Raw genomic sequence first — 25,782 nt, 5'->3', positions numbered from 1 at the left:
ATGCTTCACGGCAGGCCGGGCGGTGCTAACTTGGTCGAAGCCGTTCTCCACTGCCCCATTTTTTTCTGCCGCAATGACCTACACCCCCACCTACCTGCAAGCCCGCTATGGCGCCCAGGCCGCCGCCTGGCCCGTGCCCCACCACCCCGTGGTCGAGCACATCCTCTCGCACCGCTCGGTGCGCAACTTTCTGCCCGACGCGCTGCCGCCTGATACCGTGCAGACGCTGGTGGCTGCCGCCCAGTCGGCCCCCAGCAGCTCCAACCTGCAGACCTGGAGCGTGGTCGCCGTGCACAGCCAGCACAGCCGCGACCGCCTGGCCGAACTCGCCGGCAACCAGGCGCACATCAGGACCGCGCCCCTGATCCTGGTCTGGCTGGCCGACCTCTCGCGCATCGCGCGCATATCCCAATACAAGGACCGCCCCGCCGACGGCCTGCCCTATCTGGATACCTATTTGATGGCCGTGATCGACGCCGCCCTGGCCGCGCAGAACGCGGTCGTCGCCGCCGAGGCCCTGGGCCTGGGCACCGTCTACATCGGCGCCCTGCGCAACCAGCCCGAGGCCGTCGCCCAGGTGGTGAGCACCCCGGCCGGCGTGTTCCCCGTGTTCGGCCTGGTCGTAGGCCACCCCGACCCGGCCCGCCCCGCCGCCATCAAGCCGCGCCTGCCCCAGGCCAGCGTGCTGCACCACGAGCGCTATACCGCCCCGCAGGACCTGAAAGCGGAGATCGGTGACTACGACGCCCAGTTGCGCGACTTCCAGGCCAGCGAAGGCCTGCCCGAGGTGGACTGGAGCGACTTGGTGCTGCAGCGCCTGGCCAATGCCGATTCGCTCAAAGGCCGGCACCGGCTGGTGGAGGCGCTCAAGGGGGCGGGGTTTGCGCTGCGGTGAACGCACCAAGGCCTTGAAACGCGCGACACCAAATCCGTGTAAATTCCCTCCCTCAAAAAGAGAGAGGGAATCATGAGGAAGTTCACCCCACGCTGGGCAGCCGCGGTTGCCCTGGCGCTGCCATTGTTCGCCACCCCATGGGGTACCGCCTACGCAGGCGATGCCGACGAGCGCGGTGAAATCATCGCGCTGTTCGCCAAGAACTACTCTTCGAGTGACTTTGCCAAGCTCGATGCCTGGTACACCAAGGCGCTGCGTGAAGATGCACGCCTGCCGTCCGGTGTCTACCGCGCCAACCGGATGGTGCGCTCCATTGCCAGCGGATTCGGCGGTGCCTCGCCCTTGCCAGCCTGCGCCAAGGAACCCTGCCCGCGCGTGAACGACGCCTTCTGGGCCGAACACCAGCAACGGGCCCAGACCTGGCTCAAGCAGAACCCCCAGTCCACCCTGGCGGCCATGACCCTGGCCACCGCCTACAGCAAGCAGGCCTGGGCCTACCGCGGCGGTGGCTATGCCAACACGGTGCGCGACGAGGACATGAAAAAGTTCCAGGAGCTCAACCACCAGGCCCTGCGCGCCCTGTTCGCCAGTGCCGAGCACGGCCGCAAGGACCCCAACTGGTGGGCCGAACTGCTGACCTATGCCCAGTATGGCCAGGCGAGCCGCCAGGACTATGCCAAGCTGGCGCAGGACGCGATGGCTGCCTTCCCCAGGAACCACGACATCTACTTCACCATCTCGGAAAGCCTGCTGCCGCAGTGGGGTGGCAGCTACAAGGCGATTGCCGACCTGGCGGCCCAGGCCGTGGAGAACACCAAGGCCGAGCAAGGCCAGACCTTCTACGCCCGCATCTACTGGAATGTCTACTACGGCCTGAACCACCAGGGCGCCGCGGTCTTCACCCGCCCCGACGTCGATTGGCCGCGCATCCGCGCCGGCTTCGAGGACCTGATCAAGCGTTACCCCGACAACTTCAACCTCAACTCTTACGCGCGCCTGGCCTGCGTGGCCGCACAGGACAAGAAGACCACGGCCGAAGTGCTGCAGCGCATCGGCCAGGACCTGGTGCCCGACGCCTGGGAAGGCCGCAACGAATACGTGCGGTGCAAGAGCTGGTCGCAGGGCAACGCCTCGTGATGCAGCGCGCATCGCTGGCGGCAGCCATTGCCCTGCCCCTCCTGCTCGGCACTGCCGGCGCAAGCCTGGCCCAGCCGACCTTTCGCGACTACATGGACGCCTACGCGCGCCTGCAGCGCCAGGAATTCACCCAGGTCGAAAGCCTGTACGCCGCGGCGGTGCAACAGCCCGCAGCCAACTCCAGCCGCGATGGCGCAGAGTCCTTCTTCAGCGCCCTGCGGGCCGGCAGCGGCGGTGTGGGAGGCCAGACACCCGAAGCAATGGCCGCCTGGGGAGTGGCCCGGCAATGGGTGCAGGCCTCGCCCGCCAGTGTGCCGGCCGCCATCTTCCTGGGCCGGCTGGCGGTGCGCGATGCCTCCGCCAACCGCGACTGGGCGGCCCAAGAGCGTCAGACCACCGAAGCCCTCCAGGCGCTCGACAGGGTCAAAGGGCCAGGCCGCAAGGATCCAATCTGGAACTCCACCTATATTGCCTTGCAGACCATGGGCGGTGCCACACCCGCGCAGACGCTGGCACACGTCAAGGCCCACCTGCCCGCCATGTCCGAGCCCGGCGAAATGTTCTTTGAGGAAGTGGTGGCCGCGCTCGACCTCAAAAGCACGGACGCCCTGCCCCAGCTGCGCGAACTGGCGGACCTGGCCGTGCAGCGCACAGGCAAGACCCGGGGCAAGGGCATGCATGCCGTGGTCTACCTCTCGGCCTTCTTCCACGCACCGGCCCTGCGGCTGACGCCCTTCAAGCCCGGGGTAACCGACTGGGCCACCATGGACACGGCGCTCAACGACCTTGTCAAGCACCGCTCCAGCGCTACCGATCTGGTCCAGCACGCTGCCATGGCCTGCCTGGCCCAGGACAAGAAACGCACCACCGAACTCATGGGCCGGGCCCCGGGGACCAACGGCCCCGAGGCAGCCTACTGGCGGGCCTGGGGTGGCGAGCCTTTCTACGAGCGCTGCAAGACCTGGGCGTTCGGGCGGCTGGTGCCGACCTGACAACAGCGACCGGCCCTGTGCTCCAATCCCCGCCAGTTCGATGAACCGCCACGGCATTCGCTTCGGTGTGATTTCATGCCTCTTTGCAGCGGCAGCCATTGTTCTGGCCGTCACCGAGCAGCATTTCAACAGCATCCAAGGCGCAGTAGTCGGGTACGTTTTGCAGTGGTTCGATCAGCAGGGCTTGGTCCGCCCGCCAAACCATGCTTCTTATCCAGAATGGAGCAATCCAGGCCGCTTGGTACTCACCGACACCCTTTTGGCATATTGGCTGGCAGTGCATTCATGCTGGTTCGCGGCCTGCTCCGTACTGTTTGCCCTGTGGGCGGAAAGCCGGCATGAAGCGACCCTGCCGCTCAGTGCGGGCTTTGTACTGGGCGCCATGGCCCTTGTCTTCCAGAGCCACATGGTAAGCGTCGCCACCCTGCTGACCGGCGGCGCCTGCATGCTCTGGCTTCGTCGCCCCGCTCGCAACAGAGGCTCCGGTTGAGACAGGTCCACAGGTCGACGACGACTTCAGGCGCGCCCGAAGAAACAGGATTCGGCTGGCACGCACCTACCGCGCTTTGCCCCTGGTACCCTGGTGTCCTCTTGCAACCGGAGCCTCTGCCAACCGGTGCAACACCTCCCGCAACGCCAGCGCCGCCACCCCCAGGGCCCGGTCCGTGCGCCAGGCCAGATAGGTCTGCATCTGCGCCACGCCCTGCGGGCCCAGCGCGGTGGCGGGCAGGGGCCGCAGTTGCCCCTCGGCCAGCTCGCGCTCCACGGCCCATTGCGGCAGGCGTCCCCAGCCCACGCCGGCCAGGATCAGTGCGCGCTTGGCGTCCTGCGTGCCCACGCGCAGGGTCTGGGGCGAGAGCACGCCGAAGTCGCGCCCCTCCGACAGGTCGCTCGGGTCTTCCAGCACGATCTGCAGGTGGTCGGCCAGGTCCGCGCCCGTGAGAGCCCCGGCCTTGCCACGCCGCCGGGCCAAGGGATGGGCCACAGAGGCCACCGCGACGATGGGCACGGCCTGCAGCGCCTCGGTCTCGATGCGCGGGTCGCGAAAATCCTCACCCGCCATGATGGCCAGGTCGCAGGCCTCGTCGCGCAGCGCCTGCAGTGTGCCACCCAGTGGCGCCGTTGCCATGCGCAACCGTACCGATGGCAGGGCCGCGCGCAGCGCGCCCAGCGCGGCCGCCGCCAGGGGCAGCGGGTAGAGCGTGTCCACCATCAGCGCCAGTTCGGTCTCCACGCCCTCGCCCAGGCCCCGGGCCCGCGCCCGCAGAAAGTCCACCTTGAGCAGCACGGCGCGCGCATCCTCCAGCAGCGCGTTGCCTGCCGGCGTGAGCGTGGGCCGGTGCCCGCTGCGGTCGAACACGGCCACGCCCAGCTGGGTCTCCAGGTTGGCAATGGCATGGCTCACGGCCGACTGCGCGCGCAGCAGACGCGAAGCGCCCGCGCGAAAGCTGCCGGCCTCTGCCACGGTGACGAACATGCGGATCTGGTCGAGGGTGAGGGCGTCGAGCATGGCGGATGACTTGATCGATCCAATAGATCGACTGGCTCGAAATTTTAGGGCTTCCGTAGATCAATGGCATTGACCATACTTGCGGCCATTCCTGACCTTCCCGAGACCAGCACGCCATGACCAGGGCCTCCGTTCTGACCGATACCCCCGCCACCCCTGCGGCCACCACCACGGCCACCGACTGGCGCACCGTGGCCGTGGTGGTGGCTGCAGGGGTGGCCTCGTCCTTCCACCTGGGCAAGGTGGCCATTGCCGGCCCCCAGCTGCAGGCCGGCCTGGGGCTCAGCCTGTCCATGCTGGGCGCCCTGGGCGGCACCTTTGCCATGCTGGGCGCGGTCGGCGGCGTGCTCGCGGGGTCGGTGGTGGCCCGTGCGGGCGCGCGCCGCATGCTGGTACTGGGCCTCGTGGCCACGCTGCTGGGCGCCTTGCTGGCAGTATCTTCCGGCAGCTACGCCGTGCTGCTCGCCTCGCGCGTAATCGAAGGGCTGGGCTTTGTGCTCATCACCGTGGCCGGGCCCACCGTGCTGGCCCGGCAGGTGCAGGCCGCCGACCGCAGCCGCGCCATGGCACTGTGGAGCTGCTTCATGCCCACCGGCATCGCACTGGCCATGCTCACCGGGCCGTGGTTCGGCGGCTGGCGCAGCCTGTGGATGGCGGCAGCGCTGGGCTCGGGCCTCATCGCGGCGCTGGTGCTGCGGGCCGTGCCCGGCACCACGGATGCACAGGGCGCAGCGGCCGGGCCGCGCGCACGCATTGCCGAGGTGGGGCGCGGCCCCGCGCTGGCCCTGGCCACCACCTTCCTGCTCTACAGCCTGATGTTCTTTGCCCTGTTCAGCTTTCTGCCGGTGCTGCTGCAGCAGCGCATGCAGGTGGGCGCCGGCACGGTGGGCCTGCTCGCGGCGCTGGCCAGCGCGGCCAACATCGTGGGCAACCTGGCTGCCGGCGCGCTCCTGCCGCGGCTTGGCCGCACCGTGCTGGGCATGGCCGCGGCCACCGCGATGGCGCTGTGCGCGCTGGGCATCTTCCTGCCCGTGCTGCCCCCTTGGGCCGCCTTTGCGCTGTGCCTGGTGTTCTCGGCCATGGGCGGGCTGGTCCCTTCCAGCCTGCTGTCATCGGTACCGCAGGTGACGGCCACGCCCGCCCACGCCGCGCTGGCCGTGGGCCTGCTCATGCAGGGCAGCAACCTGGGCCAGGCCCTGGGCCCGCTGCTGGTGGGCAATGTGGTGGACCACCATGGCTGGCCGGCCGCGGCGCTGTGCGTGGTGCTGGCGGCGCTGGCAATGGCCTGCACCCTGCGCTGGCGGGCGCGCACCGGGGCGCCATAGGCCCTGGTGTGCGTTCTGCCCGGCGGGCAGCAGCACGCCGTCGGGTGCGATGCAGGTCTGCCCGGCGTTCATGCTCAGAAGCGTTTGGCGATGCTGAGGATCAACCGGGTCTTGTCCATGCGCCGCGCGGTGCCGCTCGCGTCCACGGCCACGAAGGGCGCGCTGTCGCGCACCGTGGCGCCCGCCGCCTCGGCGCCGAAGATGAAGCCCCAGCGCGTGTGCTCCAGGCCCAGCCGGTAGTCCACCGTGTCCATGCCGCGGAAGTGGCGCACCTTCTGCCAGCCCAGGTGGCCGATGAGCTTGGTGCTGCCGTTGATCGGGTAGGCCAGGTCGAGATCGAGCAGCTGTGTACCCCGGCTGTGGCGCATGCCCTGGCCGTAGCAGTCCATGGCTGCCGCCATGTCGCTGGCCAGGTAGCTGGGGCAGATGGTGGAAGTGTTGGCCCCCCGGAAATCCCTGCTCACCACATGCAGGTAGCGCGCGGTGAGGTAGCCCCAGCCCAGCTCGCCCACCAGGTAGCTGGTGTGAAAGCCCGTGTTGGCCACGCCGGTGGGTTCGAGGTTCTCATCGAAGCCCGTGGGGGCGCCGGCCACCCTGGCCCGGGGGAACCACTCGCGCGCCGCGGCCACGCCATAGTGCAGCGCGCGCGGGTCGCCGCCGCGCCAGCCCACGGCCAGCATGGGGTTGAGGCGGTTGCTGTCGGGGTAGTTCACGCGGCTGATGCTGCCAACCTGGAACTGGCCGATCAGGCCGGACTCGTGCGCGAATTCCACCGTCAGCTCCGCGCCGGGCCGCCCGAAGCTATCGGAAATGCCACGCGTCTTGCGGTCGCTGGAGAACTTCAGGGTGGTGTTGATGCTGTAGCTGGCGATCTCGGGCTCGTCGTCGGCCGGGGTTGGCGCGGCGGGCATCTGGGCCTGGGCCAGTGCGCTGGCGCCCGCAAGCGCTGCCAGGATCCACAGGCGGGGGGTGTTCTGCATGGAAGTCTCCTCGGGGTGGGTCAGCGTTGCGGGCAGGGCTGGGCTGGGGCGGCGGTGCGGGTCATCTCCTCGGTCTCGCCCAGCACCTCGACCCCCACGAAGGCGCGCAGGCTGAGCTTGTCGCCCTGTGCGCGCAGCACGCCCTTGTAGTTTTTCTTGCTGCGCGGGTCGTGCACCCAGCCCTCACGCCAGGCTTCGCCGTCCCAGCGCTTGAGCCGGGCGATGCGCACACCGCAGGCATCCGCCGCGGTGCCCGCGTCCTTGTCCCAGACGATCTGCCCGCACAGCACGCCAGCTGCGTCGGCGCACTCCTTGAACTCGATGATGGCGCCCTGGTCGGCGCTGAGCCAGGTGCCATGGGCATCCCTTGCGTTGGCCGCGTGCGTGGGCAGGGCCACGCACGCGGCCAGGCAGGCAGCCAGGGTGAGGGGGTATCGCATGTTGTCTCCTTTGTTGTGTATCGGTATCTGGAGGGGTTGGGGAAAAGGCGAAGCGGGAACGGATTCAGGGCATGGGCAGCAGCACCGGCCAGTGCCCGACCACCTCGCCCCCCGCGACGACGGCGATGTCGCCGAACTGCTGCAGCATCGCCTCGCTCTTGTGCGGGCGCAGGAACACGGTGTCACCCGGCGACAGCGCCTGCCGCCCCGAACCGACCAGCACCTGCTGGTTGGGCGACTGCCCGTACAGGCCGCTGGTGGCCAGGCCGGCGGGCGATACCGGGTCGGCGCGCCACTGCCCGCCATAGAGGAACACGCCATGGCGCTGGTTGCGGTCCCACGCCTTGGCGAGCCCGCCCAGCCACTCCACCCCCGTGGGCAGCTCGAAGGCGCCGCTCTTGAGCACGGGGGTGGCGATGAAACAGGCAGCCTCGCATGCCGCCAGGTGCGCAAGGTCGAATTCCGTCGGCTTGACGAAGGCCGAGCCGATGCTGACCTCGTTGGCCGCGCCGCTGCCGTCGTGCAGGTGGAAGGTGGGCGACCCGGCGGCATTCCAGGTCAGGGGCGTTGCCGCATCGGCCCGGGCCACCTGGGCCAGCGCCGCCTGGGCCTGCGCCTTGTAGTCCGTGTAGACCTTGGTGGCGTGCGCTTGCGCGCGGCTGCGCGCGCCAGGCAGGTCAGGGATGGCGCTGATGTGCGGGTCGTAGCCCATCATGCCGCTGAACTGCAGCAACGGCTCCTCGCGCAGCAGCGCCAGGGCGGCGCCCAGGGCCTCGGCGCTGGCGAAGCCGCCCCGGTGCAGGCCCACGTCGATCTCCAGGTTGACGCGCAGCGGCTGGCCCAGCGCGCGCGCCAGCTGGCGGTATTCGGCCAGGCGCGCGGGGGTGTCGACCAGCCATTGCAGCTGGCGGCCCGGGTCGAACACGCCGCGCACATGCTGCTGGTAGAACGCCTGCGCCGCGCCCACCGGCAGGGGCTTGCCCAGCAGCAGGTCGTGGCTGGGCATGTCGGCGGCCAGGCGCAGCAGATAAGGCAGGTTGAAGACCATCTGCCGCGTGGTGCCGGCCTCGCGCGTGATCAGCTCCAGCAGCGGCAGCGACGGCAGCGACTTGGCCACCACACGCAGCGGCATGGCCTGCGCCTTGAGGGCCAGCACCTGGCGCAGATTGGCCTGCAGGCGGTCACGGTCGATCACCAGCACCGGGGTGGTGGCATCGGTCGCGCGGCCGGAGCGGCGCAGCGCGCGCGCCAGCGCTGCGAAGTACGCGTCGTGCGGCGCGCCGCGCTCCGACGGGCGCATCGCCATGGCGGCCACGGCGACAACGCCCGTGCCGATGAGCCATTTGCGGCGGGTGGTGCTGATCATGCCGTGACTCCCAACAAGCTGCGCAGGTGCGGATTGAGCAGACGCCCCTCGGGGTCCATGTCCCGGCGCAGCGCCTGGAAGTCCTTGAAACGCGGGTACAGCGCGGCCAGCTGCGCCGCGCCCAGGCCGTGCAGCTTGCCCCAGTGCGGGCGGCCGCCATGGCGCTGGAAGATCGGGCCGATCTCGCTGAGCAGGTAGTCGTGCGCCTCATCGGCCGCCGCGTGCACGGCGATGGAGCAGCTGGCGCGCTGGTAGAAAGGGCTGAGCCAGGCGTCGTCGGCGGCGACGAAGCGGAACTCGAGCGGAAAGAACACCTCGCTGCGCTTTTCCAGCGCGGCGATCACCTCCTTCACGCAGGCCAGGCCCGCCCCGGCCGGCACGTGGTACTCGGTCTCGTTGAACCGCGTGGGCCGCTGCGTGGCCAGCAGGCGCCAGGCGCGGTTGCGCGCGTCCTCGGTCTGGTTCGGGTCGATCAGCCAGCCCGCCACCCTGCGCCGCAGCGCGGGCGAAAAGCCCAGCCAGTCGCGCAGGCGGCGCAGGTCGCGCAGGATGTCCTCGTCCGCCGCCTGCACGGTGAGCACCTCGGCGCTGGTGTCCACGTCGTGCGTGATGCCCGCCGCATAGCCGGTGAAGGGCAGGTAATAGAACTCGAAGTTGCGGTGCTTGCGCGCCAGTTCGGGCGCCCGCTCCAGCAGTTGCATCGCGGGCTCCAGCCAGACATGGCGATGCAGGTTGTAGGCGGGCACCACACGCACCTGGGCCTGGGTGATGACGCCCAGGCTGCCCAGCGACACGCGCGCGGCCGCCAGCAGCTCGGGGTTCTTGCTGGCGCTGCATTCGACCACCTCGCCGCGCGCCGTGACCAGGCGCAGCGCCTGCACCTCGGCGTGCAGCGCGGGCAGCTCGCGCCCCGTGCCGTGCGTCCCGGTGCTGATGGCCCCGGCGTAGCTCTGCACGTCGATGTCGGGCAGGTTGGGCAAGGCCAGGCCCAGCGTGTCGAGCTGGCGCGACACCACGGAAAGGCGCGTCCCGCCCTGTACCAGCACGGCCCCCGCCACCGGTGCACGCGCCACGCCCGAGAGGCGGTCGAGCGACACCAGCCACTGGTCGGTGGGCACCAGCGGCGTAAACGAATGGCCCGCGCCCACGCTGCGCAGCGTGGTGCCCGCGGGGGCATCGCGCAGGGCCTGGGCCAGCTCGGCCTCGTTGGCCGGCACGAAGTGGCGCCGGGGCTGGCATTGCTGCAAGCCCGACCAGTTGCGCCAGGGGGCGGGCGCAGCCAGGGGCGCAGAGGCGCCCGCAGCGGCGGCAGCGGGCGCCTGGGCGCGCGCCAGGCCGGGCCACAAGGCCGCACCCAAGGCGCCGCCGGCGCCCGCACGCAGCAGCAAACGGCGCGAGGCGGCGCCGCGCCGGCGCAGGGAATCGAGGGGATGTGTCATGGGCAAGGAGGGGAGCTGAGGGGGAAGGGCTACTGGGCCATGAACTGGATCAGCGCGCGCAGATCGTTCGCCGTGCAATCGGCACACAGCCCGCGCGCCGGCATGCCGCCCAGGCCCTGCTCTGCGTGGCGCACGAGGGTGTCCATGCCCTGCTTCAGGCGCGGCCGCCAGGCGGGCGCAAAACCCGTCAGCGGGGCCTGGGCCGCGGCCTGCGTGTGGCACACCATGCACGAGCGCTCGTACTTCTCGGCCAGCGCCGCATCGTGCGGGCGCAACTGGGCCGCGCGGGCCTCGTCCGCGGGGCCCGGAGCGGCAGGCCCCCCGCAGCCGGCCAGGGCCAGCGCAAAGGCCGCGGCCAGCGCACCCCGGCAGGCCGGGAACACAGAAAGCGGAAGGCGAAAAAACATGGTTTGGATCAATTGAAAAACAATGATCTCAAAAAAAACACTGTTTTATTTAGGGGTTTACACCCCCGTGTCTTTCCCGTTGCTTGCGATTGCCAGCCCAGCCCGCAAGGGATATCCCCGCGGGGCGAGAGCGCACATTGCACAATCGGCCGCATGACAAGTTCTCCCGACCCTGTGCAGGGCGAGGCCCCTCCCGCCCCGCCGCGTGCGAGCCGCCGCGACACGGAAATGCAGGCACGCCGGCGCGACCTGCTGGCCGCCGCGCGCAAGCTGCTGCGCAAGGGCGGTGCGCAGGCCGTCACGATGCGTGCCGTGGCCGAGGTGGTGGGGGTGTCCACCACGGTGGTCTACGCGCTGTTTCCCGACAAGGCGGCCTTGATCGCCCAGGCGGTGGACGACGACCTCAAGCGCTTTTCGCGCCACCTGCAGCAGGCACTGGCGCAGGCCAGCGACGCGCGCGACGCGCTGCGCAAGGTCGCGCGTGCCTACGCGGCCTTCGGCGTGGCGCACCCGCAGTCCTACCGGCTGATGTTCATGGAAGCCCGGCCCGCCTCGCCGGTGGAAGACTCATCGATCGAGTTCGGCAACCCGAGCGAGGACGCCTATGCCCTGGCACGCACGCTGGCCGACGGCCTGCTGCGCGAGGCGGGCGGCCCGCCGCCCGCGCAGGCCGACATCGAAACCACGGCCCAGCTGGTGTGGGAGGCGCTGCACGGCGCGACCTCGCTGCGCATCACGCTGGGCGACGACCCGTGGTTCGCACGGCTGCCGCTGGAGCAGCACATCGACCGCATGGTGGACGTTTTCGCGGCAGGGGTGCTAAGCCGAAGCCGTTGACGGGAATTTGCGGGGCAGCACACCCGTCAGCCAAGCCCCTGCAGTGTGACCCGCACGCGCTGCGCCACCCGGTCGAACTCCGCCGGCCGCTCCTTGAGCCAGGCATGCAGATGGTGGCCCGCCCCCTCCAGGCGCAGCACCTCGACACTCTTGGCCTTGCGCGCGCGGCTGCAATATCCATCCTCCACCTGCCGGGGGATCACCGCATCCTCGGCCCCCAGCACCAGCAGCAGGCGGCCTTCGAAGCGTTCGAGCGCATCGAAGGCGGGTGACGAAGCAAAGTCGCTCGTCGCGCGGATCACCTGCTGGAACGCGGGGCCGAAGGGCACGTCCAGCGCCGCAGCCTCATACGCGGCCGGGCAGTAGAGCACCAGCGCAGGCGGCGCCAGCGCGTCGATCAGCGAGCATGCGATGTGCCCGCCCATGCTGGAGGCGATGAGCGACACCGGCCGGCGCATGCCGAGAAAATCCACCACCGCCAGCGCTTGCTGCGCCCGGTCGCGCAGGCCCGAATCGGCCATGCGGCCCATGCTCTCGCCCTGCCCGGCAAAGTCAAAGGCCACACTGGCGTGGCCGTGCCCGGCCAGCAAGTCCAGCAGGGGCTGGTACCCCAGGCGCGACGAGGCGCCGCCGCCATGCAGGGCCAGGGTGCGCGGCGCGCTGTGGGACGGGCTGTGGGTGGTGGTTCCGTGCAGTTGCACGTTGCGAAAGGGAAGCTGGAAGTGGGAATGCGCCATGGCCGCTTTTCGGAGATGCGCGGATGATGGCACGCCCCAGCCACTACAGTCGGGCAGCCAGCCCACCAGGAGCCCCCCATGATCGCCCGCCGCGCTGTCGCATCCGACAAAGACGCCGTGCTCGCCCTGTACCGCGAGTTGCGGCCGCACGACCCACCGCTGCCCCCCGACCGGGCCCTGGTGCTGTGGAACCAGGTCCACGACAGCCCCCACTCCCTCGTCGCCGTGTGCGAGCACGAAGGCCAGGTAGCCGCCACCTGCATGCTGGCACTGGTGGCCAATCTGGCCAGCGAAGGGCGCCCCATCGGCTTCATCGAGCACGTGGTCACCGCCTCGGCGGCCCGCCGCCAGGGTCTGGCCGAGGCTTGCCTGGCGTTTGCCGTGGGCGAGGCATGGCGCCTTGGCTGCTGCAAGGTGGTGTTGCTGTCGGGTGCCCAGCGCCCACAAGCCCATCGCCTGTACGAGAAGCTGGGCTTCAACGGAGATACGGAACGCGGCTTCGTCCTCAAGCGACCGGTGGGGTGATGCACCAGGCCGCGGGCGCCGCATTCCAGGCACCCCGCGCACAGGGTTAACCCGCGCCCGCCTCTGTGAAAGTTTTACCCACCAAAACTTTGAAGCAAGGCTTTGACGGGAGGATCGGCAATCCCTAGATTGCAGGCAGTCGCATCGTTTCATTCCAAGAAACAAGAAAAGCTGCCATGCCCCCTGCCGCAAAACGCCCCCGATCCGTCGTCACCCGCGACCCGCACGGCGCCAGCACCTCCTCGGTCGAGCGTGCCATGCGCGTGCTGCGCGTCATGTCCGAAGGCGGCAGCACCCGGCTGACCGACATTGCCGCCGCCGCCGGCCTGGACAAAGCCACCGCGCTGCGCCTGCTCGATGCCATGGCGCGCGATGGTTTCGTGGCGCGCGATGCGCAGAGCAAGCAGTTCTCGCTGGGCCCCGAACTCATGGTGCTGGGCGCGGCCGCGCTGCGCCGCTTCGATCCACGCCAGCTGGCCCAGCCCAGCCTGCTGCGGCTGACCGGCCTGTTCGAGGACAGCGCCGTGCTCTCCATCCCCAGCGGCGTGGAGTCGCTGTGCATTGCCGTGGAAGAAGGCACCTACCCCATCCGCGCCAACTACCTGCGCGTGGGCAGCCGCCGGCCGCTGGGGGCCGGGGCGGGCAGCCTGGCGCTGCTGGCCTTCATGCCCGATGCCGAGCGCGAGGCGGCGCTGGAGATACTGGCCACGCAACTGCCCGCGCGCTACCCGCGCATCACCATGGCCCTGCTGCAAGAGCACATTGCCCAGGCGCGCGAGCGCGGCCACGTGGTGCTGCTCGACGTGGTGGTGGAGCGCATGGGTGGCATCGCCACTCCGATTTTCGACCCCGACGGCCGGCCCGTGGCCGCCCTGAGCATCGCCGCGCTGAGCGACCGCATCCTCACCCGCGAAGCCGCCCTGGCCCAAGCCCTGCGCCGCGAAGCCACGGTGTGCCAGGTGCGCTGGGCCGAGGCCCTGCGCCCCGAGCGCCCCACGCCCACCACGGTGCGCCGCACCAAGGCCGCTGCCGCATGACCCACACAGCACACCCCACCACCGCCTACATCCGCGCCGTGGGCAACACGCCCTTTGGCCGGCACGAGGGGCACAGCGCCCTGGACCTGATGGCCCGCGCCGCCGCCCAGGCGCTGGCTGGCGCACAGCTGCGCCGCAGCGACATCGACGGCCTGCTCTGCGGCTACGCCACCACGCTGCCGCACCTGATGCTGTCCACCCTGTTCAGCGAGCGCTTTGCCCTGCAACCCCGCTATGCGCACAGCCTGCAGTTGGGCGGAGCCTCGGGCGCGGCCATGCTGGTGCTGGCGCGCGAGCTGGTGCGCGCGGGCCGCTGCCGCCATGTGCTGGTGGTGGCGGGCGAGAACCGGCTCAGTGGCCAGTCGCGCGACAGCGCCATCCAGACCCTGGCCCAGGTGGGCGATGCGGATTTCGAGGTACCCAACGGCGCCTCCGTGCCGGCCTACTACGGCCTGCTCGCGTCGGAATACATGCACCGCACCGGCACCACGCAGGCCGACCTGGCCGAGCTGGCCGTGCTCATGCGCGCCAACGCCGCGCGCCACCCCGACGCGCACCTGCGCACCCCCATCACCGTGGCCGAGGTGCTGGCCGCCAAGCCCATCGCCGCGCCGCTGGGCCTGCTCGACTGCTGCCCCATATCGGACGGCGCCATGGCCGTGGTGGTGTCGGCCGAGCCGGGCGATCACGCCCGCATCGCCCTCACCGGCACCGGCCAGGCACACCGCCACCAGCACCTCACGGCCATGGCCGACGTGATGCAGTGCGGCGCGGGCCAGGCGGCGGAGCAGGCGTTCGCCGAGGCCGAACTGGCGCTGGCCGAAGTGGACTACCTGGGCATCTACGACTCGTTCACCATCACCCTGGCCATGCTGCTCGAAGAGATCGGTTTTGCCCCGCGCGGCGGCGCGGCGGCGCGGGTGCGCGCGGGCGACTTCGCGCCCACGGGCGTGCTGCCGCTCAACACGCATGGGGGCCTGCTCTCCTTCGGCCACTGCGGCGTGGCCGGCGGCATGGCCCATGTGGCCGAGGCCTGGCGCCAGATGGCGGGCCAGGCCGGCGCGCGCCAGCTCGCCCCTCCGCGCCACGCCTTCGTGCATGCCGATGGGGGCGTGATGTCCTCGCACGTCAGCCTCATCCTGTCGCGGGAGGCCGCATGACCGACACCACCCACCCAGCACTCGCAGCCCCCTTCACCGAGGGCCTGGCCCAGGGCCTCATCCGCTACCAGCGCTGCAGCGCCTGCGGCACGGCGCAGACCCTCGCGCGCTATGCCTGCCCGCACTGCGGCCATGGCGCACTGGCATGGCACGACGCCGCCGGCACGGGCACGGTGCGCGCCGTGACGGTGGTGGCACGCGCCCCGTCGGACGAGTTCCGCCCGCTCGCGCCCTACACCCTGGTGCTGGTGCAGCTCGACGAAGGCCCGCGCCTCATGGCACACGCCACGCCCGGTGTGGGCATCGGCGATGCGGTGCGCGCGGGTTTCTTCATGCACCACGGCCGCACCCTGGTGCGCTTCGCACCGCCCTGAGCCCCTGCCCCTTTCGCTTCCCGTTCTCGCATTGCCAACCAAGACCACAAGGAGACAAGCAATGAAAGCACCGAGCACCCGCCGCCGCCTCCACCTCACCGGCATCCTCGCCCTCGCCCTGCTGGGCAGCGCTGGCGCACCCGCCGCCTGGGCCCAGGCAGCGCCCTACCCCGACAAGCCCGTCAAGCTCGTCGTGCCCTACCCGCCCGGCGGCCCCACCGACATCGTGGCCCGCGTGGTGGCGCAGAAGCTGCAGGACGCGCTGGGCCAGCCCTTTGTGGTCGAGAACCGCCCCGGCGCGGGCGGCAACCCGGGCGCCGAGGCCGTGGCCCGCAGCGCACCCGACGGCTACACCCTGGTGGTGGCCACCACCGCGCACGCCATCAACCCCTCGCTGTTCAGCAAGCTCAGCTACCAGCTCATGAAGGACTTCGCGCCCGTCTCGCAGCTCACCGCGGGCCCCCTGGTCATCGTCGCCAACCCGGCGCTGCCGGCCAACAATGTCAAGGAGCTGATCGCGCTGGCCAAGTCCAAGAGCGGCGGGCTCAACTACGGCTCCTCGGGCAACGGCCAGTCCACCCACCTGTCGGCCGAGCTGTTCAGCGCCATGGCGGGCGTGAAGATGGCGCACGTGCCCTACAAGGGCAGCGCCCCCGCGCTCACCGACGTGATGGCCGGGCAGACCGACCTGATGTTCGACACCATGCTCTCGGCCCTGCCGCACGTGAAGGCCGGCAAGCTCAAGGCCCTGGCCGTCACCAGCGCTCAGCGCTCGCCCGTGGCACCCGATGTGCCCACCGTCGCCGAAGGCGGCCTGCCCGGCTACGAGGCCATTGCCTGGAACGGCCTGCTCGCCCCGGCCGGCACGCCGGCGCCCGTGGTCGCCAGGCTCAATGCCGAGCTGAAGAAGGTGCTGGAGAGCCCCGACGTGAAGCAGCGCTTCGAGGCCCAGGGCTTCACCCCCATGTGGAACAGCCCCACCGACTACCGCGCCTTCATGCAGGCCGAAGTCGATAAATGGGCCAAGGTCGTGAAGACCTCCGGTGCAACGGTGGACTAAGCCCTTTCCCAAACCACTACACCCGCCAAATCCATGTCCCCCTCCCTGCTCTCCAGCGCCCTCAATCCCCAGTCGGTGGCCATCATCGGCGCGTCCGACAACATCCACAAGATCGGGGGCCGCCCGATCCACTACATGCAGCGCCACGGTTTTGCGGGCCGCATCTACCCCATCAACCCGCAGCGCGAAACGATCCAGGGCCTGGCAAGCTATGCCAGCCTGGCAGCCCTGCCCGAGGTGCCCGAACTGGCCCTGGTGGTGGTCGCCGGCGACACGGCCGTGGCGGCGGTGGAGGATTGCGCGGCGCGCGGCGTGAAGGCCGCCGTGGTCATCGCCTCGGGCTTTGGCGAGACGGGGCCCGAGGGCGCGGCCGTGCAGCGGCAGATGGTGGCCACGGCGCGCGCGGCCGGCATGCGCCTGTTCGGCCCCAACACGCAGGGCCTCGCCAACTTCGGCACCGGGGCCATCGCGGGCTTTTCCACCATGTTCATCGAGGTGCCGCCGCAGGACGGCCCCGTGGGCATCGTCAGCCAGAGCGGCGGCATGAGCGCCATGGCCTATGGCCTGCTGCGCGGGCGCGGCCTGGGCGTGCGCCATGTGCACGCCACCGGCAACGAGGCCGACGTCACCGTGGGCGAGCTGGCCTGGGCCGTGGCCCACGACCCCGACGTGCGCCTGCTGCTGCTGTACCTGGAGAACATCTCCCAGCCCGAGCTGCTGGCCGCCACCGCCGCCTATGCCCGCGAGCGCGACCTGCCCATCATCGCCGTCAAGGCCGGTCGCACGGCGGGCGGACAAAAGGCCGCCTCATCGCACACCGGCTCGCTCGCCAACGAAGACCGCACGGTGGATGCCTTCTTCAAACACCACGGCATCTGGCGCGTGCGCGACCCGCATGCCCAGGCCCTGGCGGCCGAGGCGTATCTCAAGGGCTGGCGCCCCGCCGGGCGACGCCTGGTGGTCATCAGCAACTCCGGCGCCAGCTGCGTCATGGGGGCCGACGCGGCCGACGACGTGGGCCTGCCCCTGGCCGCGCTCGCACCCGCCACCCAGGCCGCCGTGGCCGCCAAACTGCCAGGCTTTGCCACCACCACCAACCCCATCGACATCACCGCCGCGCTGCTCAGCAACAGCGGCCTGTTCGGCGACGTGCTGCCCGCGGTGGCCCAGGACCCTGCGGCCGACCTGTTCTTCATCAACATCCCCGTGGCCGGCGCAGGCTACGACGTGGACGCCTTCGCACGCGACACCGCCGCCTTCGAGGCCGCCACCGGCAAGCCCGTGGCCGTGGCCGCCTGGCAGGACAGCGTGGCCGCACCCTTTCGCGCCCAGGGAATCGCCACCTACGCCAACGAGGCCCAGGCCCTGGGCGTGCTGGCCCAGTTGGCCGACCACACCGCGCTGATGCGCAAGCCCCGTGCGCCCGCGCTGCCGCCCGTGAAGGTGGCGCTGCCCCCAGGCCCCGCAGGCTTCATGAACGAGGTGAACAGCCTGGCCCTGCTGGCGCGCCACGGCGTGCCCACCGTGCCGCTGCGGCTGGTGACCACGGCGCAGCACGCACGCGAGGCCTTCGACGCCATCGGCGCCCCCGCGGTCGCCAAGGCCTGCTCGCCCGACATACCGCATAAGTCCGAGCACGGCCTGGTGGCCCTGAACCTGCACAGCGCCGACGAGGCCGCGGCATGCTTCGACCGCTTCTGGCACAAGATGGGCAGCATGGGCGCCGCGCGCGACGGCGTCATCATCGCCGCCATGCGCCGCGGCCGGCACGAGTTCATGGTCGGCGCCCGGCACGACCCCATCTTCGGCCCGGTGGTGGTGGTCGGCGACGGCGGCAAGAACGTCGAGGCCCTGCAGGACTGCGCCGTGCTGCTGCCGCCCTTCAGCGCGCAGGACGTGCACGACGCCCTCTCCACCCTGCGCATCGCCCCCCTGCTGGCCGGCGTGCGCGGCGACCCGCCACTGGATGTTGCCGCCCTGGCCGAGGTCGCCGCGGCCGTGGGCGCGGTGATGGCCGGCGCCAACGGGGCCATCGCCTCGATGGACCTCAACCCCGTGCTGGTGGGCGCCGTGGGCGAAGGCGCGGTGGTGGTGGATGCGCTGGTGGAGCGGGCGGGCTGACGGCAGGCCCTGTGGCAAGCCCCGCGGCCACGCGCAGCAGCCAGGGGTGTTGACCCCGCAGGCCCCAGGGTCGGGCGCGGGGCGAGGCATGCCCGGACAATCCGGTCCATACTGCGTGCTGCCACTTCACGAAAGCTCCAATGTCCTTCGATATCCGCAGTGCCTCGCCCAGCGAAAAGCGGGGCAATGCCATGGCCGCCGCGTTGGCAAAAGAGCAGTTGGAGTACGCCGTCCAGATCGTGCGCGAGGTGCTCCCCGGCCAGCCGGCCGACCCGGCACTGATCGGCGCGGTGGTGCAGACCATCGCCTCCAACTACGCGGCCACGCCGCAACCCAACCGCTGAAAGGTGGGAGGCCCGGCGCCTCCCCGCCTGGGCCCGCGGCCTATCGCCGTGGATGCGCGCGCGGTGCGGCCGCGCCGCCGGCGCGTGGCTCCAGGTGTCTGAAGATGACGCGTCCCTTGTCCAGGTCGTAGGGCGACATTTCCACCGTCACCTTGTCCCCTGCCAGCACGCGGATGCGGTGCTTGCGCATCTTGCCGCCGCTGTAGCAGATCAATGTGTGCCCGTTGATGAGCGTTATGCGAAAGCGCGAGTCGGGCAGGACTTCGTCCACTTTGCCCTGCATTTCGATCAGTTCTTCTTTGGCCACGAGGCTCCTTGCGGGTGGGAGGGAAACAAAAGGCTGCAATGGGCGATCAGCACAGGGACTCGCCACGCGCAAGCGCCTGGCCTTGTGCCAACGCATACACGGCAGCGCCGGGCGCGCTGTCGAACAGCGGAATGAACCGGAACACCCGGTCGTGCATGCCCCGGCGGATGGAGACGGACGCGGCGTAGCGGCCCTCCTCGGTGGCTTTGGTCAGGGGTGTGACGAGGTAGCGGCCTACCTGGTGGACAGAAGTAGTGGTTTGCATGGCAATACGGCGTGGCTGCGCAAGCAGCCCACAGGATGGCGCGCATGCCGCAGGCGAAGAAGGCCTGGATGCGCCGGGGGCAAGAGCCCCAAGGGGTACAAGAAGCCGCTGCTCCGTGGTGGGAGTGCGGAAGGCGATGGGCCCGTCGATGAAGAAGATGTGCGTTCCGCCAAGGCAGCAGCCAATGTGCTGGTCGGAAGCCTGTTCGGCGCGTCAGGCCGTGAGGTGGCAATCGAGGAAAGGGGAAACGGGCACGCCCCTCTCGGTAGACACAGTGTACGCCATTTCGCATGAACCGGCCGTTTCAGGGGTATCTTGCCCCCAGGGCCCGCGGCGTGGCCTGCCGGGCCGCTAACGGTGGGCGGGCGGCAGGCCACCCGATCCGCGGTTCGAGCGCACGCTGGTAGCATGGCGACACCTTCCCCGTGCCGACCTGGAGCATTGCGATGATCGATCAAGCCCGTGCATCACGCCTTGCAAGCCAAGCGTTCGACCTATGGCAGTCGGGCAAGGGAGCGGAGGCCATCCCGCTCTACGAGCAGAGCCTTACCCTGGCAGACCCCAGCCACTACCGTCTGCCTGACTACCATGGCGAGCTCGCGGCCGTGCTGTCGGAGCTGGGGAGATTTCCGCAAGCCCGCAGTCAGTTGGAGCAGTCTTTGCGCGTTACGCTGGACCAGGGTGCTGCAGAGGGCAGCATCGGTGTGGTCATCGCGCGGTACCTGCTGGCAGATCATCTGCTGGGCCAGCAGCAGCCGCAAGAGGCGCTGCAAGTGATCGAATCGTCCCTGGTCAGAGGGATGAAGTCCGAATGGCTGCTGCGCCTTACCAAGGCGACAGCGCTGCACGCACTGGGTCGCATCGATGAAGCCCGCCCGGAAGCGGCCATCGCACTGGAGACCGCTCCATCCAGCCAGAAACGGGAAGAACTCGCCAGACTGCTTGCCACGCTCCAGTTGCCATAGTTGCGGTAACGGCGACCGCCCATCCCAAGTCGGCGGGAGGACGGGTGACCGATGTCTCCGCCGGCGCACCTACACCGCCACAGGCTCCAGATCCCGCCCGCACACCGCCTGCACACCCAGCGGCAGCACGCACAGCCGCACGCCATCGAGTGTGAGCACCAGGCCCAGCTGGCCGCCCACCTGCACGATGCCGCAGGTGGTGGTGGAGCCAGCAGCCGCCGCACGTGACGCAGCCGGTGCGCCTGGCACCGATAGGGCCTGCACCACCGCACGGACCGGCGGCTGGCCGAGCATGGCCCACAGGGCCTGGGGGTCGCGCAGTTGCAGCGCCTGCTGGTAGACGCGGAACGTGGTGTCGTTCTCGCGCTCGCCCTCCTCGGCTTGGCGCGGCAAGCGAGCCTGCCGCAGCCGCAGCAGTGCCCGCCGCAGCTGCTGGCGGCTGCCGGCTTCGGTCCTGCCGCCGGCCTGGGCCAGCTCGGCATGGCTGGCCTCGAACACCTCGTACAGCAGCACGGCCGCGCCATCGGCCGGCGCCAGCCGGGCTGCCAGCATGTACAGGGCCTGCGTGGCCTGTTGGGCCAATGCGGCATCGGCCTCGGCCGAAGGGCTCGCTGCCAGCCCGGCATCGTCCGCCGGGTTCAACTGGGCCACCCACTGCTCCATCCACTGGCGCCGCCGCAGCCGGTCGATGGCCTGGTGGCGCACCACCGTGTGCAGCCAGGCCTGCGCGGCGTTCAGTTCGGATGTATCGGCACCGGACTCCAGCGCACGCACCAGGGCGTCCTGCACTGCGTCCTCGGCCTCGGCCGGGCCCAGCAGGCGCGCGGCGGCGCGCACCAGGCTGCGCCGGGCGGCATGGTCGGCCAGGGGAAGAAGGTGGCGGTCATCGTGCATGCCAGCCATCTTGCCATGGCAAGGCAAATGCTGCAGCCACCCTGTAACGAAACCCGGGGCTCGTTCGTCAAGGCAGTTCATCCCATCTCCACTGAAGGACTGTTTCTCCATGCACTACGCCGCAGACGACACCCCGCCCCCGCCCTCCAGCGCCACCGAACCGCGCACCTCCTACCTGGAAGAAAAGGCCTTCAAGGCCCGCACGCTGCTGATCTTCGGCACCGTGACCGACGTGACGGCGGCCGACGTCACGCGCCGCCTCATCGCGCTCGACGCCGAGGGCCCCGAGCCCATCGACATCATCGTGAGCTCGCCCGGCGGCCACCTCGAATCGGGCGACGCCATCCACGACGTGGTGCGCTTCATCGCCGCGCCGGTCAACATGATCGGCACCGGCTGGGTCGGCAGCGCCGCCACCCATCTGTACCTGGCGGCCCCGCGCGAGCGGCGCTACTGCCTGCCCAACACGCGCTTTCTGATCCACCAGCCCAGCGGCGGCGCCGGCGGCCAGGCCACCGACATCGCCGTGCAGGCGCGCGAGATCGTCAAGGCGCGCGAGCGCATCGCCCGCACCATCGCGCGCGAGACCGGCAAGCCGCTGGAGCAGGTGCTGGCCGACATCGAGCGCGACCACTGGCTCTCGGCCCAGGAAGCGGTGGACTACGGGCTGGTGTCGCGGGTCATCGAGCGCAAGACGCAATTGCACCAGGGCTGACGGCCAGGGCTCCCGCAGCAGTCAGGGCTGCCGCAGAAACCGGCGCACCACCCCGTCGGGCCCCGTGACGGCCAGGGACTGCCCGGCCCGGCACAGGTCCAGCCGCTCATCGAAGGCCTGCGCGCGCCACGCCTGGCGGTCCGGGGCCAGGGCCGATGGCTCGATGGCGTAGCGGCAGGGCACGCCGTAGTCGCGCAGGGTGCTGGCGGTGCCTTGCGCCGCATCGATGCGGTACGGCGTGCCATCGGCTGCGCGGTAGCTGCCTGTCGCCCAGTTCTCGACCTCGGGCCCTGCGGGCCGTGGCAGCGCGGGTGGGTAAGGGTCCCAGTGCTCGCCCAGGGCCAGGCCCAGCAGCCGCCGCGCGGTGGCGGCAGCCGGTGTGGACGCGGTGTTGAACAGCACCACGCTGCACAGGCCCGCCTCCGGCAGGCCCAGCAGCATGGCCGTATGGCCATTCACGTCGGCCCGGTGGCCCGTGCTGCGCCAGCGCCGGCCCGAAAGCGCCAGCCCGTCCAGCCACCAGCCGCAGCCAAAGGAGCCTGCCGACCCATCGAACATGGTGGCGCGGTGGCGCTCGTCCAACACCCGGCCGCTTACCAGGCTCCACCACCAGCGGGCCAGGTCACCGGCCGCCGCCGCCAGGCCGTAGGCACCATGCGCCACGCTGGGGTCCAGCCACGGCGCGCGGGGCCTGCCCGTATCGAGCAGGTGGCCGGTCGTGTCCGCGCGCTCCAGCACGGTGGTGCGCCCCAAGCCCAGCGGTGCCCAGAACAGCGAGGCCAGCAGTTCGTGCAAGGGCTGGCCACTCACCTGCTCGGCCACCCTGGCCAGGGCCGCATACCCCGTATTGCTGTAGTGCACGCCCTGGCCCGGCGCATGCAGCAGCGGCAAGGCGGTGGCCCTGCGCACCAGTTCCTCGGGCGCGTGGCGGGTCTGCATCAGCGCGGGCCAGTAGTCCGGCAAGGCCGTGTGGTTGGCCAGACCGGACTGGTGCACGAGCAGGTGGCGCAGGGTGATGCGCGCATCCAGTCCGCAGGCGGGCAGATGGCCGGCGGCCGGGGCATCGATGTCCAGCAGCCCGCGCTGACCGAGTGCCAGCACCGCCGCGGCCGTGAAGCTTTTGCTCAGGGAGCCGATGGGAAAGCGGGTCTCCACGGTGTTGCGTATGCCCTGGTCCACATCCGCGAACCCATAGGCGCGCTGGGCCAGAACCTGGCCACCCGCAAACACGGCCAGCACGCCATGCAGGTCTGCATGGGCGGCCAGGTCCTCCAGGTAGCGCTGCAGGCCATGCTGCATGGGCACGGAGTCCCCTTCATCCCTCTCATTCCTGTCTTCCATTGCATCCATCCCTGATCTTCTCTCCATTCAGCAAACCTTCATCCTTGGCGCCGATCGGCCGGCACACTGCGACCCTGCCAACCACCACCATCCAAGAGCGCGCACCATGAACACGCCCCCGCCGGCGCTGGCCATGGGCCGGCTGGTGCTGCTGGTCAGGGATTTTGAGGAAGCCATCGCCTTCTACCGCGACCGGCTGGGGTTCGAGGTCTTTGTCGACACCGGCACGCCCCCGGATCGCTTCGTCCACATCCGCCTGGCATCGCAGCCGGAGTTCGGGCTGTGGCTCATCGAGGCGCAAGGCCCTGAGCAACAGGCCCGGGTCGGCAACCAGACCGGAGGCCAGCCGCTGGCCGTGCTCTACACCCCGCACCTGGCGGCCGAGCAGGCCCGGCTGCAAGGCCGGGGCGTGCGCTTCGTGCGCGCGCCTGCCAGCGATGGCACGGCACGGTTTGCACACTTCGCCGACCTCTACGGCAACGAATTCGTGCTGGTCGAGCTGCTGGCGCATTGACCACCTTCGGGGGTCCATCGGCTTGCTGCACCTGGCATCAGCACCCTGCAGGGGATCACAGCCACAGCTCGATCCCCCGGAGCACGGCGCGCACCCGGTCGCGCACCCCCAGCTTGGACAGGATGCTCGAGACATGGTTCTTCACCGTGCCTTCGGCGCAGCCCATGGCCTGGCCGATCTCGCGGTTGCTCAGGCCGCCGGCCATCAGGCGCAGCACCTCGCGCTCACGCGGGCTCAAGGGGTCTGGCGACGCCAGGTCCGATCGCCAGCCCCCTTCTGCGCTGCGCGACTGCAGCGCGCGCAACAGCCGGTCCGTGATGCCCGGGCGCACCAGGGTCTGGCCCGCTGCGACCTCGCGCACGGCCTGGGCCAGCTCCTGCGGTGAAATGTCCTTGAGCAGAAAGCCGCGCGTGCCGGCCTGCAGGCCCGCGATCAGCGCCTCATCGTCATCGAAGGTGGTCAGCAACAGGCAGGGCACGCCCGCACCGGGCCCACGCGCCAGGTGCTCGATGACGTCGATGCCGCTCAGACCGGGCATGCGCACGTCCAGCAGGGCCACATCGGGCAGCAGCGCCTCGATGCGCTCCAGCGCCTCGCGGCCATCGGCGGCCTCGCCCACTACCACCACGTCGTCGGCCAGCTCCAGCAGGCCGCGGATGCCGCTGCGCACCAGCGCCTGGTCATCGGCAAGAAACAGGCGGATCATGCGCCCACCTCCACCGGCCCGGCGGGCATGGTGGTGCTGGCGGCGCCTGCAGGCACCGCCGCAACCGCGGGCGCCACCCCCTGCAGGGGAAACCACAGGTTCAGGCCGAAGCCCTGGCCGGGCTGGGTGAACCAGTGCATGCGCCCGCCTCGGGCCTGCACCCGCTCCTGCATGCCTTGCAGCCCACTGCCGGGCGCCGGGTGCAAGGCACCCCGCCCGTCGTCGCGCACCGTGAGCGCAATGCCCGGGGGCGACTGCTGCACCTGCAGGGACACATCGATGCGGCGCGCGTGGGCATGCCTGAGCGCATTGCTCAGCGCCTCCTGCGTGCAGCGCAGCAGGGTGTGCGCCAGCTGTGCGTCCACGGCCGGCAGCTCGGGCGCCAGGTGCAGCTGCACCTGCGGGTGCGGAACCGTGCGCACCAGGGCCTGCAGCGCGGCACGCAGGTCGGTGGCCTGGGCCGCACGCTCGGCCGACACGGTGGCGCGCACCTGGGCCAGCAGGCTGTGTGCCAGTTCCGCCGCAGTCGCCAGGGCCCGGGCCGCCTTGGCGGCCGTGGCATGCTGCGCCAGCTGCAGGTGGATGCCCAGCGCCACCAGGTGGTGGCCCATGGCGTCGTGCAGTTCGCGGGCAATGCGCAGGCGCTCCCGCAACCGGGCCTGCTGCGCCAGCTGCTGCTGGGCACATACCAGTTCGGCGTGCGTGGCAGCCAGTTGCGCGCGGCTGCGCCGCTCGGCCACCGCCAGGTGCCCCACCGCAAAGGCAAAGACCTGCCAGGCCAGGCCGGTCAGCACCTGCACGGCCAGCAGGCTGCCCGGCGCCAGGCCCGGGTCTGCCAGTTCCACGGTGTTCGCGCCCAGCCGGCCGCTCAGCACGAACTGCAGGCGCTCCGCGGCCAGCACACCCAGCAGGGCGGCCAGGCCCATCTGCACCGCCATCCAGCCCGCCGCCCAGCGCCCGGGCAGCACAAACGGCAGTTGCGCGGCCAGAACCAGCAGCAGCGAGGGATCGGTCAACACGGCCAGCACCGCCTGCAGGCTGACCACCAGCAGGCCCACCACCGGCCGGCAGCCCCGGGGCCGGGTGGCATACCAGAACAGCAGGGCAAAGCCCGCCGCGCTGGCCAGGTGCAGCAGCACCGTACCGGCGAACGCCTGGGAACTCACCGGCCCCGACTCCAGCGGCAGGGCCAGCACGCGCGCCAGCAAGGCCGGCCCGGCGAGCAGCAGTTCAGACAGGCGCGGCAGGGTGGAGGTGCCGATGGCCAACAGGCCACCAAGGCGAAACAGGTCGTAGGGCGTTCGTTGCATGGCGTACAGGGGCAGGTCGGTGCGGCGCGGCGTGGTGGCCCCATGGGCCTTTGCCGGCGCCTAGGGCCTGTTCACACTA

At 70.6% G+C, this 25,782-nt stretch carries 29 protein-coding genes; 16 read left to right on the top strand and 13 right to left on the bottom strand.

Going from position 1 to position 25,782, the window contains the following annotated elements:
- The first annotated feature begins 73 nt into the window (after positions 1–73).
- The 4 genes from AC3WOH_RS24280 (at position 74) to AC3WOH_RS24265 (ending at position 3,514) form a co-directional block, all read left to right on the top strand.
- On the top strand, positions 74–895 hold the full coding sequence (locus AC3WOH_RS24280; RefSeq protein WP_492231893.1) for an NADPH-dependent oxidoreductase: 822 nt from the start codon (positions 74–76) through the stop codon (positions 893–895).
- A gap of 72 nt (positions 896–967) precedes the next feature.
- Entirely contained in the window at positions 968–2,032 is a 1,065-nt protein-coding gene (locus tag AC3WOH_RS24275) for a hypothetical protein (protein ID WP_492231892.1), read from the top strand.
- Positions 2,032–3,024, top strand: coding sequence for a hypothetical protein (locus tag AC3WOH_RS24270; protein WP_492231891.1), 993 nt, complete (start codon positions 2,032–2,034; stop codon positions 3,022–3,024). The genes AC3WOH_RS24275 and AC3WOH_RS24270 overlap by 1 nt, the downstream gene beginning before the upstream one ends.
- 40 nt (positions 3,025–3,064) lie before the next feature.
- Positions 3,065–3,514, top strand: coding sequence for a hypothetical protein (locus AC3WOH_RS24265; RefSeq protein WP_492231890.1), 450 nt, complete (start codon positions 3,065–3,067; stop codon positions 3,512–3,514).
- A gap of 66 nt (positions 3,515–3,580) precedes the next feature.
- On the opposite strand, the gene AC3WOH_RS24260 is transcribed toward AC3WOH_RS24265, so the two are convergent.
- Positions 3,581–4,534 (bottom strand): LysR family transcriptional regulator, encoded by a 954-nt coding sequence (locus tag AC3WOH_RS24260; protein ID WP_492231889.1) that lies wholly within the window; start codon positions 4,532–4,534, stop codon positions 3,581–3,583.
- A 116-nt stretch (positions 4,535–4,650) separates the two neighbouring features.
- Here AC3WOH_RS24260 and AC3WOH_RS24255 point away from each other — a divergent pair, with 116 nt between their 5' ends.
- Entirely contained in the window at positions 4,651–5,859 is a 1,209-nt protein-coding gene (locus AC3WOH_RS24255; protein ID WP_492231888.1) for an MFS transporter, read from the top strand.
- Positions 5,860–5,933: 74 nt separating this feature from the next.
- Here the strand turns inward: AC3WOH_RS24255 and AC3WOH_RS24250 are convergent, their stop codons facing one another.
- The 5 genes from AC3WOH_RS24250 to AC3WOH_RS24230 form a co-directional block, all read right to left on the bottom strand.
- A complete protein-coding gene (locus AC3WOH_RS24250; protein ID WP_492231887.1) occupies positions 5,934–6,839 on the bottom strand; it encodes a TorF family putative porin in 906 nt (301 codons plus the stop codon).
- A 20-nt stretch (positions 6,840–6,859) separates the two neighbouring features.
- Positions 6,860–7,279, bottom strand: coding sequence for a DUF2147 domain-containing protein (locus tag AC3WOH_RS24245; protein WP_492231886.1), 420 nt, complete (start codon positions 7,277–7,279; stop codon positions 6,860–6,862).
- Between the two features lie 64 nt (positions 7,280–7,343).
- Positions 7,344–8,645: an alanine racemase gene (locus AC3WOH_RS24240; RefSeq protein ID WP_492231885.1), complete on the bottom strand. Its 1,302-nt coding sequence runs from the start codon at positions 8,643–8,645 to the stop codon at positions 7,344–7,346.
- Positions 8,642–10,084: a D-arabinono-1,4-lactone oxidase gene (locus AC3WOH_RS24235; protein ID WP_492231884.1), complete on the bottom strand. Its 1,443-nt coding sequence runs from the start codon at positions 10,082–10,084 to the stop codon at positions 8,642–8,644. Before AC3WOH_RS24235 ends, AC3WOH_RS24240 begins: the two co-directional genes overlap by 4 nt.
- Before the next feature lie 29 nt (positions 10,085–10,113).
- Positions 10,114–10,491, bottom strand: coding sequence for a c-type cytochrome (locus tag AC3WOH_RS24230; RefSeq protein ID WP_492231883.1), 378 nt, complete (start codon positions 10,489–10,491; stop codon positions 10,114–10,116).
- Between the two features lie 153 nt (positions 10,492–10,644).
- Here AC3WOH_RS24230 and AC3WOH_RS24225 point away from each other — a divergent pair, with 153 nt between their 5' ends.
- Entirely contained in the window at positions 10,645–11,328 is a 684-nt protein-coding gene (locus AC3WOH_RS24225; protein WP_184865042.1) for a TetR/AcrR family transcriptional regulator, read from the top strand.
- 26 nt (positions 11,329–11,354) lie between these two features.
- Here the strand turns inward: AC3WOH_RS24225 and AC3WOH_RS24220 are convergent, their stop codons facing one another.
- Positions 11,355–12,065 (bottom strand): alpha/beta fold hydrolase, encoded by a 711-nt coding sequence (locus tag AC3WOH_RS24220; protein WP_492231882.1) that lies wholly within the window; start codon positions 12,063–12,065, stop codon positions 11,355–11,357.
- Positions 12,066–12,143: 78 nt separating this feature from the next.
- Between AC3WOH_RS24220 and AC3WOH_RS24215 the strand changes: the two genes are divergently transcribed.
- The 7 genes from AC3WOH_RS24215 (at position 12,144) to AC3WOH_RS24185 (ending at position 18,686) form a co-directional block, all read left to right on the top strand.
- Positions 12,144–12,590, top strand: coding sequence for a GNAT family N-acetyltransferase (locus AC3WOH_RS24215; RefSeq protein ID WP_492231881.1), 447 nt, complete (start codon positions 12,144–12,146; stop codon positions 12,588–12,590).
- Positions 12,591–12,766: 176 nt separating this feature from the next.
- Positions 12,767–13,627, top strand: coding sequence for an IclR family transcriptional regulator (locus AC3WOH_RS24210; RefSeq protein ID WP_492231880.1), 861 nt, complete (start codon positions 12,767–12,769; stop codon positions 13,625–13,627).
- The gene (locus tag AC3WOH_RS24205) at positions 13,624–14,787 is read left to right on the top strand and encodes a thiolase family protein (protein WP_492231879.1); all 1,164 of its coding nucleotides are present in this window, start codon (positions 13,624–13,626) and stop codon (positions 14,785–14,787) included. Before AC3WOH_RS24210 ends, AC3WOH_RS24205 begins: the two co-directional genes overlap by 4 nt.
- Positions 14,784–15,161 (top strand): Zn-ribbon domain-containing OB-fold protein, encoded by a 378-nt coding sequence (locus AC3WOH_RS24200; RefSeq protein ID WP_492231878.1) that lies wholly within the window; start codon positions 14,784–14,786, stop codon positions 15,159–15,161. The genes AC3WOH_RS24205 and AC3WOH_RS24200 overlap by 4 nt, the downstream gene beginning before the upstream one ends.
- Before the next feature lie 61 nt (positions 15,162–15,222).
- Positions 15,223–16,221 (top strand): tripartite tricarboxylate transporter substrate binding protein, encoded by a 999-nt coding sequence (locus tag AC3WOH_RS24195; RefSeq protein WP_492231877.1) that lies wholly within the window; start codon positions 15,223–15,225, stop codon positions 16,219–16,221.
- 33 nt (positions 16,222–16,254) lie between these two features.
- On the top strand, positions 16,255–18,342 hold the full coding sequence (locus tag AC3WOH_RS24190) for an acetate--CoA ligase family protein (protein ID WP_492231876.1): 2,088 nt from the start codon (positions 16,255–16,257) through the stop codon (positions 18,340–18,342).
- Between the two features lie 140 nt (positions 18,343–18,482).
- A complete protein-coding gene (locus tag AC3WOH_RS24185; protein ID WP_492231875.1) occupies positions 18,483–18,686 on the top strand; it encodes a hypothetical protein in 204 nt (67 codons plus the stop codon).
- A gap of 40 nt (positions 18,687–18,726) precedes the next feature.
- Here AC3WOH_RS24185 and infA read toward each other — a convergent pair whose 3' ends face one another.
- Both infA and AC3WOH_RS24175 read right to left on the bottom strand, forming a co-directional pair.
- A complete protein-coding gene (gene infA / locus AC3WOH_RS24180) occupies positions 18,727–18,993 on the bottom strand; it encodes a translation initiation factor IF-1 (protein ID WP_492231874.1) in 267 nt (88 codons plus the stop codon).
- Positions 18,994–19,039: 46 nt separating this feature from the next.
- Positions 19,040–19,258: a hypothetical protein gene (locus tag AC3WOH_RS24175; protein WP_492231873.1), complete on the bottom strand. Its 219-nt coding sequence runs from the start codon at positions 19,256–19,258 to the stop codon at positions 19,040–19,042.
- Between the two features lie 446 nt (positions 19,259–19,704).
- On the opposite strand from AC3WOH_RS24175, the gene AC3WOH_RS24170 reads away from it, so the two are divergent.
- Positions 19,705–20,223 (top strand): tetratricopeptide repeat protein, encoded by a 519-nt coding sequence (locus AC3WOH_RS24170; protein WP_492231872.1) that lies wholly within the window; start codon positions 19,705–19,707, stop codon positions 20,221–20,223.
- A 69-nt stretch (positions 20,224–20,292) separates the two neighbouring features.
- On the opposite strand, the gene AC3WOH_RS24165 is transcribed toward AC3WOH_RS24170, so the two are convergent.
- Positions 20,293–21,117, bottom strand: a complete 825-nt coding sequence (locus tag AC3WOH_RS24165) for an RNA polymerase sigma factor (protein ID WP_492231871.1) — start codon at positions 21,115–21,117, stop codon at positions 20,293–20,295.
- 109 nt (positions 21,118–21,226) lie between these two features.
- On the opposite strand from AC3WOH_RS24165, the gene AC3WOH_RS24160 reads away from it, so the two are divergent.
- Positions 21,227–21,832 (top strand): ATP-dependent Clp protease proteolytic subunit, encoded by a 606-nt coding sequence (locus tag AC3WOH_RS24160; protein ID WP_492231870.1) that lies wholly within the window; start codon positions 21,227–21,229, stop codon positions 21,830–21,832.
- A 21-nt stretch (positions 21,833–21,853) separates the two neighbouring features.
- On the opposite strand, the gene AC3WOH_RS24155 is transcribed toward AC3WOH_RS24160, so the two are convergent.
- Positions 21,854–23,131 carry a serine hydrolase domain-containing protein gene (locus AC3WOH_RS24155; protein WP_492231956.1) on the bottom strand — a complete coding sequence of 426 codons (1,278 nt, stop codon included), beginning with the start codon at positions 23,129–23,131 and terminating at the stop codon, positions 21,854–21,856.
- 148 nt (positions 23,132–23,279) lie between these two features.
- Between AC3WOH_RS24155 and AC3WOH_RS24150 the strand changes: the two genes are divergently transcribed.
- Positions 23,280–23,687 (top strand): VOC family protein, encoded by a 408-nt coding sequence (locus AC3WOH_RS24150; RefSeq protein WP_492231869.1) that lies wholly within the window; start codon positions 23,280–23,282, stop codon positions 23,685–23,687.
- Between the two features lie 55 nt (positions 23,688–23,742).
- On the opposite strand, the gene AC3WOH_RS24145 is transcribed toward AC3WOH_RS24150, so the two are convergent.
- Positions 23,743–24,393: a response regulator gene (locus tag AC3WOH_RS24145; RefSeq protein ID WP_492231868.1), complete on the bottom strand. Its 651-nt coding sequence runs from the start codon at positions 24,391–24,393 to the stop codon at positions 23,743–23,745.
- Positions 24,390–25,703 carry a sensor histidine kinase gene (locus AC3WOH_RS24140; protein ID WP_492231867.1) on the bottom strand — a complete coding sequence of 438 codons (1,314 nt, stop codon included), beginning with the start codon at positions 25,701–25,703 and terminating at the stop codon, positions 24,390–24,392. The genes AC3WOH_RS24145 and AC3WOH_RS24140 overlap by 4 nt, the downstream gene beginning before the upstream one ends.
- Positions 25,704–25,782: the final 79 nt, after the last annotated feature.

The organism is Acidovorax sp. FW305-C-20-28 (genome assembly GCF_058783375.1).
The sequence above is the reverse complement of the archived record's forward strand: the minus strand, read 5'-3'. Positions and strand labels throughout refer to the sequence as shown.